This is a genomic window from Methanobrevibacter sp. (genome assembly GCF_015062935.1).
Classification (GTDB): Archaea; Methanobacteriota; Methanobacteria; order Methanobacteriales; family Methanobacteriaceae; genus Methanocatella.
The window spans coordinates 96,851-113,008 of the sequence record NZ_SUTM01000004.1 but is presented as its reverse complement, the minus strand read 5'-3'; the positions used below and the strand labels follow the sequence as shown (position 1 = coordinate 113,008).

Below are 16,158 nucleotides of genomic sequence, written 5' to 3'. Positions count from 1 at the left end.
ATATATAAATATTATTACTTTTTTTGAATTCATTTAAATACTCGGTATTACTGAAAAAAATTAGAGAAATATTGCTTCAAAGAAAAATTAATAAAAAAAAATAGTGGTTGAATAGAAAAAAATCTATTCATCTTCAGCTTTTTTATAGTTCATGCATTCCTTAACATCCAAAAGAAGATGGTCATGAACTTTACATACAATCTTATACTTGTTTCTTAACTCCAGATGTTCACAGTCATCACAAATCATATTATCAACTCAAAATCAAGGTTTCATTGCAAGATCCATTATGCTGAACGGCTCACCCTCTTTTCTAGGAGTCGGTCCGCCCATTCCGAATGCGGATTTTGCAAATTCCTTATTCATCCTTTTTGATACTTCTCCAAAAATCATTTTATATGCAGTGCACTGAGGATCCACTGCCTGAGGTGTCTGATATGCTACAATTGCATTGTAAGGACATCCTCCTTCACAGTATTTAACATATCTGCACTTCTTACAGTTTTCTCCAACATAGTCCCTGAATTCCATAAGTTTTGACCATGCATCAGATGTTTTCAAATCATCAAAACTCGGATTGTCAGCCACATTGCCCAAAACGTACTCCGGCATTCCTACAAAACGGTAGCATGGATATATGGAACCGTCAGATCCCACTGCCAATGTGGTTCCGATGCAGTCTGCGAATGTGCATAAAGTTCCTCTCCTTCTCAGTGAACTTTTACAGATGTGGTCCAAATCCATCACTGTAAATTTATCCAAATCATAGAGATATTTGTCAAGCCAGTCTATGAGCAATTTTCCATGTTCTTCCTGGTCAAGTGCCCACGGGTCGGCATTGTCTCCCCTAAGTGACGGCAATGCTGCGTGAATTTTAAGATTCATCTTTTCATTTTTAAAGAAATCATATAATTCATCTGAGAAATCCTTTGAATAGTCGGTTACTGTCAAAACAAAGTTAATAATCAGACCTTTGCTTTTGGCCAGTCTGAATTTTTCCATAGTCTTGTCAAAGTAACCTTCTCCTCTCTGATAATCATTGATTTCCTTTGGCCCGTCAATACTTGTGCTTACAACCACATTATACTCAAGGAATAGGTCTATCAGCTCATCAGTTAAAAGCCAGATATTGCTTTGAAGTGAGAATCCTTCAAGATTGGGCAGTTTGGACAGTTTTTCTAAAGCCTGCTTATAAAAATCATAACCTGCAAGAAGAGGTTCACCGCCGTGGAAAGTGAAATGGACCTTATCGTCTCTGAAATCTTCTAACCATGCGATTATCTGGTCTATGATTTCCAAATCCATCATTTCCTTTTTGTTTTCAGATCCCCAACAGTATTTGCAATTTGATGGACAGTTTAATGTTGGAATAATCATTACATGAAATGTCATTTTAACCGTAAACTTTGTTTAATTCATTTAAGAGTTTCTTTTTCTCATTTTCGTCCATGTTGTCGTTTACAAAGAAAATGTAGCCGCAATTTTCACATTTTACTGCATCCATTTCTGCATGAGCTCTGTGATTGTCCAGTAATTTTCTTTTAGCTACTTTGTCCTTTGAACCGCATTTTGGACATGGTGCCAATAATTCTTCTAGTTTCATTTTTTCACCTTGGTAATATTTCTATTTTTGAAGTATATAATTTTATAGATAACAGAAAAGTTTAAATAAGATGGTTAAACGGGAACAATTTTACGAAGTGGCTTCAACAAGCTTTAAATAGAATAATACACATTATAATATATTAAATTATAAAATAAAGTGATTATAATGCCATATGACTACTATGACCATTTTCTAAAACAGAGAAATCACCGAAATTTCATTGAAGTAACTAATATTGTCAGACAAAAATTCTGGAGAGAAACCTATGATGTTGTTGAATCTCAACAGTGGGAGAATATAACTGACAAAATAAGAAAAAACTAACGGTTCAGCAGTTTAACAACATGTCTGTAAACCGGAAATCCGATATGCCTGACAAAAAACATGACAAATTTAAGTCCTGGAAATTCAAATTCCTTTTTAACCTTTTTGAGCTCTGAGATGATATCCAGCTTTTGAGGGCATTTGCGTAAGCACTTTCCGCAACCGTTGCATTTTCCGGCACTGCCTTCACTGCCCATGATGCCTCCGACATACTGGTAATAATCCATAAATGATTCATTGAAAAATCCCTTATGCCCGAAGAGATATTTTTCATTGTATATCTTCATGCATTCCGGAATATTTACCCCCTGCGGACATGGCATGCAGTATCCGCATGTGGAACAGTTGATTTTAAGGGAATTTCTCAAAACCCTTTTGACAAGCTCAATTGTTTCCATATCTTCAAAGCTCAATGACAGCGGAGTTATGTTATTAGCAATTCTGATATTTTCATCAATCTGGTCGATTGAATTCATTCCGGATAAAACGCATGTTACATTTCTATTATTCAAAACCCATTCCAGCGCCCATTCTGCATTGCTTTTATTAGGATTGGCTTTTCTGAATATCTCTTCAGCCTCATCAGGCATTTTTCCTGCAAGGATACCTCCCTTTAAAGGCTCCATTACAAACACTCCCATCCCTTTAGAAGCCGCATATTCTATTCCTTCCATTCCTGCCTGGACATTCTCGTCAAAATAGTTGTACTGAACCATTACGACATCCCAGTCATAGCCGTCGAGAATTATTTCAAACTCCTCTTTGGGACCATGGTATGAAAAGCCTACATGATTTATCTTGCCATCCCGTTTAGCCTTGTTTATGAATTTAAGCAAATCTTTTTTAAGCAGACGATTCATAGCTTTCAAATCAACGGCATGAATCATGTAATAATCAATTGAATCTCTTTGAAGGCGGTTTAACTGCTCATCAAGGATTTTTTCCATATCCTCATATTTTCTAATGTTGATGGCCGGAAGTTTGGTGCATAATTTTACCTTGTTTTTGTACTCGCCTTGCAGAACCTCACCGAGAAATGTTTCGCTGTCACCATAAAGATAAGCCGTATCTATAAAATTAATTCCGTTATCTATTGCATGATAAATCTGTTCTCTTGCAAGCTCACGATCAATCTTACCGTTTTTCAACGGAAGCCTCATGGCACCGAAACCCAGTGGAGATATCTCATCACCGGTCTTTTCAATCAATCGATTCTGCATAATAATCAAAAAAAAGTTTTAAAGTTATTTCAAAAGAAATAACTATTCATTTTCATGTATAATCTCTTTCATATAAGCCATTAACTCATCTTTGGAGTCATCGTCATCCATTGCAAATTCAATAGATGTTTTAAGCCATTCGAAACGGTTACCGATATCATAGGTTTTTCCTTCAAATGTCACACCGTAAATTGAATCCAATTTCTGAAGGGCATCGGTTAGCTGAATTTCACCGCCAACACCTGGTTCGGTTTCATCAATCTTATCAAAAATCTCAGGAGCCAATACATATCTTCCCATAATGGCCAGATTTGATGGAGCCTGATGAGCCAGAGGCTTTTCAACTAGCTTTTCAATATTGTAAACATCAGGTTCAACTTCAGTTCCCTTAATTATACCGTATCTTTCCACTTTTTCTTTAGGAACCTCTTCAAGGGAGATTGCTGATGCATCATACTTTTCATAAACGTCAATCAGCTGTTTGGTACAAGGGGTCGGGCCTTTGGTAATTGAATCTCCTAAAAGAACTGCAAACGGTTCTCCACCTATATGCTTTTTAGCACAATAGATTGCATCTCCGAGACCTTTCTGTTCTTTTTGTCTTACATAGCAGATGTCAGCCAAATCAGTGATTGCACGAACTTGCCTTAAGCGGTCATCCTTACCCGCACTTTGCAATGTCTGTTCAAGTTCAAATGATTTGTCAAAGTGATCTTCAATAGACCTTTTATTCCTACCTGTAACGATTAATATATCATCAATTCCAGAAGCCACCGCTTCTTCAATTACATATTGAATGGTAGGTTTATCATAAACAGGCAACATTTCTTTTGGTTGCGCTTTAGTAGCAGGCAAAAATCTAGTTCCAAAACCTGCTGCTGGAATTACAGCCTTCATAATTTATCACCAAATAATTTTTATTTAATATAAACTTTTTATTTAATACATTAAATAAGTTATGAAAAATAGATTTAAAAAAAGATACCATTATCAGTCATTTCATATGTGCATAATATAACTTAAAAAAAAAGTAAATGAATATGGTTATTTTTTAACCATAATCTTGTTAGTGTTTGTCAAACCAAAGTAAGTGGTTTTTATAGTATATTTTCCAACTTTCAAATTCTTTGGCAATTTAAAAGTGGCAATTCCTTTCTTATTAGATTTTATTTTATAGGTCTTGCCTTTGAATTTGATTTTTACAATCTTATTTTTAACAGCTTTACCATTGGAGTTTAAAGTCTTTACGGTGAATTTTCCAGTCTTTTTAACTTTTTTACTGACATTTTTAGTAATTAAAGTTGTTTTAATAGTGATTTTGTTTTTGACCGTTATCTTGCCATAATTTGCAGTAACAGTATATTTTCCAGGCTTGTTTGAGATTTTTAAAATCGCATAACCTTTGCTGTTGGTTGTTCTGTAATATGTCTTTTTACCAATAGTAAATTTAACCTTTTTATTGACAACCAAACTGCCGTCATTCTCATAAACACGTACCTTAAAGTCTTTGGATTGCTTGTAAAACTTTGACATGTCATTTGAAACAATCAAAGGTGTTGGGAGAATTTCAATAACAGGTTTGCCGTTGACAATTTTATGCTGAACGATACCGTTATTTTCAGCTGTTTTGGTAACATTAGCTGAAAATGTTATAGCAGTGGAATTTCCTTCTATTTCAAATACGACAAAAAAACATTCAAGAGTTATCAAATCACCTTTCACAGCAAAATTCTTGCTAGGATGATATGTCCATAAAACAGCCCAGTTGCTTAGGTTTTCTAGCTTATCGACATATGATGCATATTTTTTATCCATCAATATATTATTGTCAGCATTTATATTATCAGGGAAATAGAAAGGATTTCCACCCTCTTCTGTAAGTAAACAGCAGTAGTTGATAGCACCATCTTCACCGAACCACATTACGTCCCTTCCGAAAATGTTTCCGGAATTGACAAATTTGGAATATGTTACTGTACCTTTGTCTCCTATCCAGCAGATTGCAGCTCCGCCCCATGCATCATTGTTGTAGAATTCGCTTTCCAAGACTTTACCTGATTCTCCTCTCCAGCAGATTGCTCCGCCATAGTTTGGATATCCTACACTGTTGGTTTTGAAAATGCATTTGACAACTGTTCCGTTTGTACCGTTCCATACAATAGCTCCGCCTTCATTGATTTTTGCACCCATTGGTCTGACTCTTACAGTATGCCAGATGGTTCCGTTTTCATCAACAAAAGTTTCTTCCTTGTCAAACGGATCATATTCAAGTCCTCTTCCAGTGTTGTTTGTGAAGTTGCAGTTTTCAATGTATCCGTTTGCTCCGTTCCAGTAAATTGCACCTCCACCAGCATTGTTAGAGAAGTATAATCCATATGCATTACCGTTGATGAAGTTAATGTTTTTGATAACCACATTGTCGGCGCTTATATTGAACATTCTTGATGTGTGATTTCCGTTCAATGTGTGGCCGTTACCGTCTATTGTAATGGTTTTGTTGATTAGAATTCCCTTAGCCGGTTCGCCGGTGTAGGTATAATCCTTATCTAAAACCAGAATTCCACTTTCAGGGGTGTTGGCTATTCTTTCACATAACTCGTCAAAGGGATTGCCATACCTGAATGTAACGTTAACGTAAGTTGCGTTATGCCAGTCTTCAATGGACTGAGGATAATCAAAAGTGGAATTGATGATAGCAGCATTTGCATTTAAAAACAAATCCTTTTGATGATTATTTTCAAAATCACAACCTATTATAGTTGAATTGTCCCCATCCACATGTATTGCACCGCTGTATTCTGAAACAGAATTGCTTTTGAAGCGGGAGTTTGAAATTGTGGCATTGCCATTCCAGTTAACACAGATTGCACCCCCACTCAATAGTGCAGCATTGTTTGAGAAATTGCAGTTATTGACAATGAGATTATATCCATTCAAGTAAAGGGCTCCGCCTTCACTGTTTACAACCTGAATGTGAATTTGATAAGGGTCAAAGCTTTCTCCGCTGGTTAAGCTGACTGCAGGACCATATGAAACATTGTTATTTATGAAATTGCAGCTTTCTATGCATCCGTCATTTCCGTTCCATAAAACCGCACCACCACCTGATGAAGCGGAATTGTTTTCGAAATTACAGTTTGACAGTGTACCGTTGTTACCCCACCAGGAGATGACTCCTCCAGCAAGGCCGGTTGTTCTTGAATTGATGAAATTTAAATTTTTAATGCAAACATTATCGGCATTTATCAAAAATACCCTGTTTACATCAGGAGCATCGATTGTATGATGATTTCCATCAATTGTTATTGGTTTTGAGATTATTATTTGATTTGAGGAATTAGTGCTTTTATAATCATGCTCTAGATTAAGTGTTTCACCAACATCAGTTAAGTTGATTTCAAAAGCCAGATCTTGAAGATCCGCTGTAACATTACTGTCCACATCACTTGCACTTACACAAGTCAGTGATACGGCAATTAATGCTAAAGATAAAATAAAAAATATTTTTTTTATCAAATAAATTTCCTCCTTCGTAAAAAATATTTGATTTTTATACAAAATAAAGTTTTCAAAAAAAGTAATCAGATAGTGCGGGGGACGGGACTTGAACCCGCGAAGGGACTGACCCACTAGGCCCTCAACCTAGCGCCTTTGACCGCTCGACCACCCCCGCATAAAACAAAAGTAGTTATAAAAAAATATATTTTTCAAACTATATATAGTTAACTGTTTTTAGATGTTTTTATAGTAACTTCCATGATTTTTTCATTTTTTAAATCATCAATCAGTTTTTCATCCAAGTCCCTTGCAGCCTTATCCGCCTTTATCATCAATGTTCTGGAACATGTGAAATCGCTTTTTCTGATTACAATATCCGTTGGATGTGTCAGTGTCAAATCCTCATGACCGAATCCTGTAATTTCATCATGGCCGTTTTCAGTTTTTAAATCCACTGTGATTTTAGTGCTTGAATCTGCAATCATTTCCTTGAATTCATCCGGAAAGTCCAGCATGGTCCTGTCCATATCAACCCCAACAATGCAGTCACCGCTGAGAGTCAGTTCAGGATCTTTTGTTATCTCGAATGTTGACTTATGCCTTGAGGTTACATTCTTATGGCCTTTGGCAATAATTTTAAAAATCATAATAATAATTAAACTCCTACCCTAATAAAAGTTATTGCTGAAAACTCAAATTATTTTCGATACATTTTAATTAAAAATACAGTCAATGAAATTAATAGTTACTCCAAAAACTAGCTTAATAATTAAATGGATTGTTGATAAAATTAAAGTGAAATTAAAAAAAAGACAAATGGAATAATGCAATGTATATGAAAAAATAAAAGAAGAGAAGTTTTTTATGAAAACTTCTATTTTTTGATTGTTATTGTATTGGTTATCTTTGTCTTGCCGTAAATGGACTGTATCTTATGCTTACCGACTTTTAAAGTCATTTTGATAGTAACGGTAGCTATTCCATTTTTGTTTGTTTTGGCAGTGTATTTCTTACCGTCAATTTTGAAGGTAATCTTTTTGCCTTTAAGAACCTTGCCTGCGCTGTTGACCAGTTTGGCCTTGAACTTGGTTGTCTTGGTCTTTTTCTTTGAAATGTTTTTGGCGGACAAGACCTTTTTGACAGTTATCTTGTTTGAAACCTTAAATCCATTATAGCTTGCAGTTACAGTGTATTTCTTTGCAGGCAATTTAACAGCCAGTGTGGCATAGCCGTTCTTGTTTGTCTTGATTTTGTAGGTTTTGCCGTTTACCTTGAATGTCACTACCTTTCCTGCACCTACAGGCTTTGCATCGTTTCCGTAAATGCGAACCTTATAATTTGTTTTTGCACCGTAGTAGTTGGAAACCTCCTTATTATTCATAATCTTATAGTAAATAGTAAGCTTATTTTTCAGGGTTTCACCTGTAGCAGGATTTTTGGATGTAATTGTGTATGTTCCGGCTTTAATGTTAATGTTGACTCTAGCAATTCCGTTTGGAAGTGTAGTAATAGTGTATGATTTTCCGGATAATGTGAATGTAACCTTTGTATTTGACAATGCCTTACCGTTTGAATCAGTATATATTGCAAAGTACTGGGTTCCGGAGCCGTACATTTTAACAACATCAATTCCATCAACTGTTGACATGACTGTTACTGTGGCATTTGCTGAAGCTCCATGATACCTTTCGGTTTCAGGGAATGTGACAAGTGCAGTATAGTTTCCTGAGACAACATCAACATCAATATAAGCTTTTCCATTTTTATCTGTTACGGCCTTATATTCCTTGGATGCCAGTTTAACTATGATGTTCTGATTGGCAAATGCATTTCCATTTGAATCCTTTAAGGTTACTTGCAATTTGTCCTTGCCGCCATAGTATTTTGTAAGGTTACTTACAGTCAATGTTGCATCAAGCAAGTCATCAACAACCTTGAAGCTGCCGCTGATGCCTGCCGGGGTGAAGTTTTCATCACCTGCATACTGGACAGAGTAAGAGTAATTTCCGGCCGCCATTCTTCCAATAACAAGTAATCCTTTTCCGTCATTGACATCAATGCCATATGTGTTTGCACCTATTTTCAGTGTCACTGTTGAGGTTAAAGGGTCACCGTATTTTGTATTCAGGGTAACTCTGCAGACTACCCTTTCTGTGACTCTTACATCATTCAAATCTACTGTCAGGACAGATTTCTGCTGAGAAACATTCAAAAGATATGTTGTATTTGATGCATAGTAGTTCTTATCACCCGCATATCTTGCAATGACTGTGTATTCACCTGTATTCAATGGTGCAATATACCAGTTTGAAGTGGAATCTGTGATTGGCTTGTCTCTTGGTGAGAAGTATCCTATCATGCTGAATGACAATTTACCTGTGGCATTCGGACTTAAGTTGGCATAGATTCTGATGTTTTCATCCAAAGCAACATCCTTAACGTAGAGCTCAACTTTAGAATTTGCCTTGCTTACGGTAAATGAAGTTGTGTTTGATGATGAAACGTAATATTCGTTTCCAAGATATTCGGCAGTGATGTTGTATGTGCCGACGTCAATGCCTGTGAATTTCCACACTGCATTACCGTTTTTGATTTCAACATCCTTTACGATATCTCCAACAGTGAATCTGACAATTCCTGTTGCATTCATATTCAGATTTACGTTAGCGGTCAAATCTTCAGCATATGCTGCACTGTTGATTGTCAAATCGATTGCACTTGCAAATTTCTTGACATAGAAGTATGATTCGACTTGTGAAGGATTATAGTTTCCGTCTCCTCCATATCTGACAGATATTGTGTAATTTCCCTCATCAAGTTTTGACATGTTTAATGTGACTTGCCCGTTACTGATGGTCCTTTCGTATGTATTTGCGTTAACTGTAATTATCACAGTACCTGTTGCATTTTTAAGGCCGTTAATGTTAATGATTTGATCAAATTCAGGTGTTGAGCTTGGAATATCCAATTTCAATTCAACATCCGCTTTAACTATATTGAACTGGGTAGTTTCGGTCAGGTTTATCTTTCCATTGGAATAGACTGCCCTTAATGTGTATTTTCCAACATCAAGTCCTGAAATGTTGTAAACAGCACTGCCGTTTACGATTTTGTAAACAACATTTAATTTATTATCTATGATGAAATTGACATTTCCTGTGATTTTACTATCAAAAATTGCTTTTAATGTTTCAGTTTCACCATAAGTGATATCTGATGCAGTCAGATTAAATTTAACGTCACTTACCACAATATGATTGGTTATTGTGGAGTTTCTGTAAGTAGCTAAAATGTCATATTTTCCTGAAGCAATGTTTATGTTAAGATATGCATATCCGTTGTTGTCAGTTGTTATATTATAGATTTTGCCCTCGAAACTGACTGAGACGATTCTGTTAGGCATTGGAATTCCTGTAACTTCAATCAGCCTGACTGAGTAATTGAAGTCATTGTAGGCGAATCCTGTTGAATTTTGTCCTATGAATGCAAACTCATCGTCAACACCTATTGTTGTGTTCCATGTAGCTTCCTCATAATACTCATCCCCTTCATAGAATACGAAGATATAATTGGTTCCTTTGTCAAATTTGACGTTGAACTGTGCTTCGCCGTTGGTGAGGTTCATCCGGTATACTTCATAGTTAATGTAGACTCCCACAACGCCTGTGGAATTGGCATGATTTGTCTTGACTGTGACTGTACCGTTTAGATTTTTCTCATCCTCGTCAATGGTGACTGTCAACTCTGTAGGAGTTCTCAAGACATTGAATGAAGTGGAAACATTAACAGGATAATATCTCAAATCACCTTCAAATACGAGTGTGACGTTATACTGGCCTGCTGAGAAACCTTCGAGAGTTATGTTTGTAACTGTATCGTCAATGAATATCTCATTGCTTACGCCGTTGATAATCAATGTTGCTTCTCCCCTGAGGGATTCAGGTGAAACTGAAATAGTTATTGTAGCATTTTCCCCGACATTAATGTCATGAGAGGTAATGTTGATTTGAGTCGGGTAACGTGTTACGTTCAGGATGCCGCTGACTGTTGCCGGATAATAAAATGGAGTTTCAACAAATTCCAGGGTGATGTTGTATTCCCCTTCTGCAAAGTTGTTTAATGCAATTGTAGTGTTGCCGTTGTAGAGGTAAGCTATTTTCTTTCTTGACCCATCAACATAAACGATTGCCTGGCCCTGAACTCCTGAAGGAAGCAAAGTGGTTATTAATGTTCCTTTCTGACCCACTTTAATTTCCGGAATTGTCAATGTCAGGTCCACTGACTGCTTTTTAATATGAATTGTAGTTTCGTTGAATGCCTTGAAGCTGTCCTCGTCACCGTCGTAGATTATTTCCATCACATAATCCTTTGGATTTAAATTGGAAATGACAGTGCTGCCTCTGCCGTTTGTCAAATTAACTGTGTAGACTTCACCGTTTATCTTCAATAAGACAACACCTGTCGGAACTTTTGAACCTGCAGAGGTTACCTCAACATCCACTGTGAGATTCTCATTAAATGTTATGTTATCTGATGCAGTGAACTTTACGAAAGTGTTGGCTTTTCCGACATCAACAATGGCAGTTTGGCCAAATCCGTTTACATCTGCAGTTACATTGTATGATCCTTTATTTTGGGTGTATGTGAATTCGAAATTGCATTCTCCATTGACAAGTTCCTTTGTTGAAGTGTATTGATTGCTGTTGACAACTGTTTTGAAAGTAGCGTTGAAAATTGGGAATAAATTAATTTGAGGAAGGTTATCTATGTTGTTTGTCCAGAACGCTTTTAGTGTTACTGATTCGGATATGTTGAGTTTTGAATAGTCAGGAGTCAGCTTGAATATGATCCATGAGTTTAAATCGTCAACATTTATCCTTGATGAATCTGTGTACGGGTTTTCATTGGTATTCCACCAGTTATTGTCCAAAGAGATGATGTCTCCTGCGTTGATGTAAACGTCACGGAAAATTCCCTCGAAGTAGTTGTTGTCCATGAATGCGTTATATGTCAGGTTCAGTATGCCTACGCTGTAAATGTTTGGAGACCCTTTATATGAAGCCATTGGAGCTTCATAAAAACCTGTGTTGTTTCTGAATATGTTTCCGTAAGCTGTAAGTTCACCTGAATTGTATACTGCCCCATAGATTCCGTTGAAGTTTGCTCTTTCAATGTAGTTATTTTCAATGACTGAACCTGTTAGAATCATTTTTCCATTGTTGAATATTGCTGAGCCTTTACATTCATGAAGGGCTCTTGAATCTGTGATTCTGCCGTTTTCAAAAATCATCTCTCCGTCATTGGCTATTGCAGCACCGTAACCGAAATCAACGCTTTGGGATTTTTCAAATGATGAGTTCATTACTTTTGCCTTTCCCTTATTGTAGATTGCTCCACCGTATGAGAAAAGTCCTGAAGTGGACAGTGCAGTGTTGTTTATGAAATTTGAATTGATTACTGTCAAATCTCCGAAATTGCTTATTGCACCACCATAGATATATTTATCAACTGTACCGTAGAACAGTTTGCTGTTTTCAAATGTACAGTCTTCTATTGTTACTGTTGCATTTTTTATATCCAGTGCTGCGCCGTATACAGTATTGGAATATGTTGCCCCATAGGATTCAGGGGACTTGTAAGCATTGATGAACTTCAAATTCTTGAATGTTACAGTAATATTGTCTGATACTGTAAAAATGTAGTTTTTGTTTAAACCGTCAAGGACTGTATTGTCAGACCCGATTATATTAACAGACTTGGTGATTGTGATTTTTGTGTTGCCGTCACTCTTATAGACACCATCTGACAATATAATTGTGCCATTGTCCTTTGCTATTGACAACGCTTCATTGATAGTGCTTGCTGAAGTATTGTCAACATTAATTGTATTTAAATCACTTGTTAAAACATTTTTATCAGTACTGTTTGAATCCGCATCAATGTCTGCCGCATTCACGCAGGATATTGACAGGAAAACAAATACCGTGAAAACAATTAACATTGCTTTATTTATTTTCAAATTAGATACCTCTCTTAAATTAATTTTAACTTGACAACATATCAATTGTCTATTATGTTTTAAGGTTTGAAAAAGAAAATATTTAAAAGTATCTAAAAAAATTCATATAAAAAAAAGAAAAAAGTTGTTAAAACAACTAAAATTTAATCAAATTGTGATTTTCTACGTCTAGTTCCAATGAACAGCAATATTAGAACAGGTATGACAAAGAACACACCTGGAATAAACCTGTCGATTTCATTTTTCTCTTCGATTTCATATACCTTCTTGCTGACGCCTGAAGATTCACCGGCGGCTGAAGGCTCGAAACTTTGGGTTGTCTTGGATTCACTTTGAGAAGAATCCTCACCTGCATCGGACGGATTGGAATCAGTGTTGTTTGAAACTGTATTTGCATTCTGTCCGTTGTATGAAGTTGTATTGGTGTTTCCTCCATCAGTGTTTGAATTCATGAAATTCATCAAAGCTTCCCTTAAAGACATTGCACCATTTGAAGAGTTTCCGCTTCCTGTACCTTTATTATCAGAGCCGCCTGATTGCTGGTTTGAATCATCACCAGTCTGGGAATTCTGCTGGTTGCCGTCTTCAGGTTTACCGTTTACGGTATCTGAAGATCCAGGAATCAGCGGATTGTAGTTGAACTTGTTAGTTTTTTCTGCCTGGATGTTGCTTCCATCGATTTTATTGGAAATTCCTTTAGTATTGGTCGGACTTGTGTAATCAACATCATCCCCATTGTCAATGTTATTGTTCTGCTGAGCAAAATAGTCGAATGCTGTTATTACACGATTGTTATAGAACTCAAGATTTTCATGTGAGTTCATATCCCAATATTTATATCCGTTATTGCCGTTTTTAGCATCAGGATTATATGAAATCAGTAAATTGTCTCCAATGACTGAATCCTTTGAACTCAATATTGAAACTGAATAGAATCCGTCACTGAACACTGTATTGTTTTGAATATTGTACTGATGATCACCTGATGTTGACTGACGATAACTAACACCATAGATATTGTCATCTATTGAAACATCACTTACACTGTGAACCTCAATTGAATTGTTAACGATATTCGAATTGGAGTCCTGTGATTCGATACCTGCAACCAATGCCCATTCATGAGTTCCCGCAAGTCCAGTAACGTTAATCTTATTGTTAGTTATGGAAATCTTTGTTGTACCATAGAAATTCTGTGAATAAATTCCTATGTTAGGACCGTTTGAAAATGAATACAAATCATTTTCAGTGATATTGACATTGGAAAGAGGACCTGTCAACTGCATCGGATATGCAGTACCTGCTGCCAGTTTTCCGCCAGTTGTAATAATTGTAATCTTGTTTTTTGAAGCAGTCAAATTGTTTAGATTGTAAATGTCCAATCCGTAGATATAATTGTCAGTTCCCAGATATGTTAGGAAATCCGTCATGTATATTGAATTATTGTAAATCAGACAGTTGTCCGATTTAGTTACTAACATACAGTCAAGTGAAGGGTATCGACAATCCGTTCTTTTGTTTACTTCTGAAATAAGACTGTTTCCAACAAAGGAAATATTGTCACAACCACCAATTCCGACGGTTAAAACCAAATCAGAAGCAAGTTCAGCACCATCTGCACCAAATATAATATCCTTAAGAGGCAAAGCTGATTCAATAGTATTGTTCTCTATTATGGCATCTTTGCAATCGGATAATTTTAGTGCACAATTATAGACGTTTAAATCATTGTTATGTCCTTCGAAATTAATATATGAGTTAATAATCCTCAGATTTTTAAGAGGCCTGTTTTCATAGCCCATTGCATATATTCCATATGCTTCAACATTGGTCGGAACAACATAATTTATGTTCACATTTATGAGATTTACATAATCGGATACGACTTCTATCCCCGCACCGTCATTGTCTGCAAATTCGCTGTCCAGCTCAAGATTGACATTTGACAGTGTTACACGATCTGAGATTATTTCAAATACTGTGTTTTTCAAATAAAAGTCATTGCCTTTGATTGTTACATTGTTCGCATCAATAGTCAGTTTACCTAAGTTCTCGAAATTTTGTGTGAATATCAGTGTTTTATCGTTGCACTTGGATTTCAAAACGCCATCTTCGAAATAATCATAAAAATTTTCCGAATCAATGTAAATGGTGTCATTGAATACCAAATCAGGTTCATCAGGCACTTCATCAACTTCATTTATCCCAACAATATCCTCTGTCTGATTTGCTGTGACATTATCGTCGATTACAGTTGCTGAAACTGATGAAAAAGATAAAACGACACATAGAATTATTAATCCTATAATTAATTTCAAGTTATCTCCTATACCTTTCACCTCCCGAGATTAAATCATAACCCCGACAATTAAAAAATTGTTCTAAGGTATTGAAGTGTTTGTTAAAAATAGTTTATAAAGTTATCTTAAAAAAATATCAAATTAAAAAAGAAAAAGTTAGAAGTGAATTAAATCACTTCTATTTGATTGTTAATTTTACAGATTTGCTTGTAGCTTCGTATGTTACATCACCAGCGAATGAAACTTTAGCTGTAAATTTACCTTTTTTGGTTATTTTCAGGCTGAATGTTGCTTGACCTTTAGCGTTGGTTTTTGCTGTGTATGTTTTACCATTTACTTTTAAAGTTACTTTTTTACCTGCTTTAAGGTATGTTTTTCCATCAATGGATGATCCTTTGATGGTTTTTAAAGTTACTGTGTATTTTTTGGTTTTTGCAGTAGCCTTAAATGTTTTTGCACTTGCAGATATTGAAGTAGTTTTCTTTTCAATGGTTATTTTATGTACAGCCATAGTTGCGTTGTAGTCTTCATCACCGAGGAATACGACTACAAAGGTGTATAAACCTGCGTTTTTAAGGTTAATTTGCACACTTGCATAACCGTTTTCATCAGTTGTTCTGTTTAATGTTACACCATTATAACCAATGTAAATAGTTTTGTTTGCAAGAGGATTGCCTACCATATCCAAGAGTTGGAAGGTAAAGTTACTACCACGTTCTCCTTCGTAGAAATCACAAGCATATTGTGAGAAGTCACTACTGTTAAGGACAGTACCAGTTTTGATAGAAGCAATATTCTGCAGGTCAATAGTTATATTAACTGGTTCGATAGAATCAGTACCTGCATAGCTGAGCTCAACAATAGCATTGTTGGTATTGTTCAGCATGAAGTGACCATCTTCATCAGTTGTAATGCTTGCTTCAACACCATTGATTTTGTAGACAATTGTAGCGTTTTCAATAGGATTGCCCATATTATCCACTAAAACAGCGTCAATATAACCTGATCCGTCAACAGTGATATTAGCAAATTCACTGGATACTGCAGGAGCAGCGAAAGTTGCTACTTTATGGAATCCTGCGTGAGTATCATCACCATCATAGACAACGACAACACTGTGATCTCCAGCTGCAACATCTTCAATTGGAATAACAGCAGTACCGTTTTCATCTAAAGGAACAACAGTTTCAA

General features: G+C 36.0%; 10 protein-coding genes, 1 tRNA gene and 1 pseudogene. 1 reads left to right on the top strand and 11 read right to left on the bottom strand.

The features are described from left to right. Positions 1 to 123 precede the first annotated feature (123 nt). The 3 genes from E7Z81_RS02750 to E7Z81_RS02740 are packed head-to-tail and all read right to left on the bottom strand — an operon-like array spanning position 124 to position 1,603. On the bottom strand, positions 124 to 249 hold the full coding sequence (locus tag E7Z81_RS02750; protein WP_292743899.1) for a hypothetical protein: 126 nt from the start codon (positions 247 to 249) through the stop codon (positions 124 to 126). A 15-nt stretch (positions 250 to 264) separates the two neighbouring features. Beyond that, entirely contained in the window at positions 265 to 1,392 is a 1,128-nt protein-coding gene (locus tag E7Z81_RS02745; protein WP_292743897.1) for a TIGR04083 family peptide-modifying radical SAM enzyme, read from the bottom strand. Position 1,393: 1 nt separating this feature from the next. After that, entirely contained in the window at positions 1,394 to 1,603 is a 210-nt protein-coding gene (locus E7Z81_RS02740) for a TIGR04165 family Cys-rich peptide (protein ID WP_292743894.1), read from the bottom strand. 168 nt (positions 1,604 to 1,771) lie between these two features. Between E7Z81_RS02740 and E7Z81_RS02735 the strand changes: the two genes are divergently transcribed. Then, complete coding sequence (locus E7Z81_RS02735) at positions 1,772 to 1,930, top strand: hypothetical protein (RefSeq protein ID WP_292743891.1); 159 nt, start codon at positions 1,772 to 1,774, stop codon at positions 1,928 to 1,930. Here E7Z81_RS02735 and E7Z81_RS02730 read toward each other — a convergent pair. The 8 genes and pseudogenes from E7Z81_RS02730 to E7Z81_RS02695 all read right to left on the bottom strand — a co-directional run. Further along, complete coding sequence (locus E7Z81_RS02730) at positions 1,927 to 3,150, bottom strand: aldo/keto reductase (protein WP_292743889.1); 1,224 nt, start codon at positions 3,148 to 3,150, stop codon at positions 1,927 to 1,929. The two genes, E7Z81_RS02735 and E7Z81_RS02730, sit on opposite strands and share 4 nt — an antisense overlap. Before the next feature lie 42 nt (positions 3,151 to 3,192). Next, on the bottom strand, positions 3,193 to 4,047 hold the full coding sequence (galU, locus tag E7Z81_RS02725; protein WP_292743887.1) for a UTP--glucose-1-phosphate uridylyltransferase GalU: 855 nt from the start codon (positions 4,045 to 4,047) through the stop codon (positions 3,193 to 3,195). A 147-nt stretch (positions 4,048 to 4,194) separates the two neighbouring features. Further along, complete coding sequence (locus E7Z81_RS02720) at positions 4,195 to 6,666, bottom strand: right-handed parallel beta-helix repeat-containing protein (protein WP_292743884.1); 2,472 nt, start codon at positions 6,664 to 6,666, stop codon at positions 4,195 to 4,197. Between the two features lie 73 nt (positions 6,667 to 6,739). Continuing rightward, a tRNA-Leu gene (locus tag E7Z81_RS02715) sits at positions 6,740 to 6,823 on the bottom strand. A gap of 49 nt (positions 6,824 to 6,872) precedes the next feature. Beyond that, positions 6,873 to 7,295, bottom strand: coding sequence for a DUF371 domain-containing protein (locus E7Z81_RS02710; RefSeq protein ID WP_292743881.1), 423 nt, complete (start codon positions 7,293 to 7,295; stop codon positions 6,873 to 6,875). A gap of 227 nt (positions 7,296 to 7,522) precedes the next feature. After that, complete coding sequence (locus tag E7Z81_RS02705; RefSeq protein WP_292743879.1) at positions 7,523 to 12,667, bottom strand: Ig-like domain repeat protein; 5,145 nt, start codon at positions 12,665 to 12,667, stop codon at positions 7,523 to 7,525. A gap of 143 nt (positions 12,668 to 12,810) precedes the next feature. Then, positions 12,811 to 14,985: a right-handed parallel beta-helix repeat-containing protein gene (locus E7Z81_RS02700; protein WP_292743876.1), complete on the bottom strand. Its 2,175-nt coding sequence runs from the start codon at positions 14,983 to 14,985 to the stop codon at positions 12,811 to 12,813. 160 nt (positions 14,986 to 15,145) lie between these two features. Next, positions 15,146 to 16,158, bottom strand: a pseudogene (locus E7Z81_RS02695) (hypothetical protein); the annotation flags it as partial.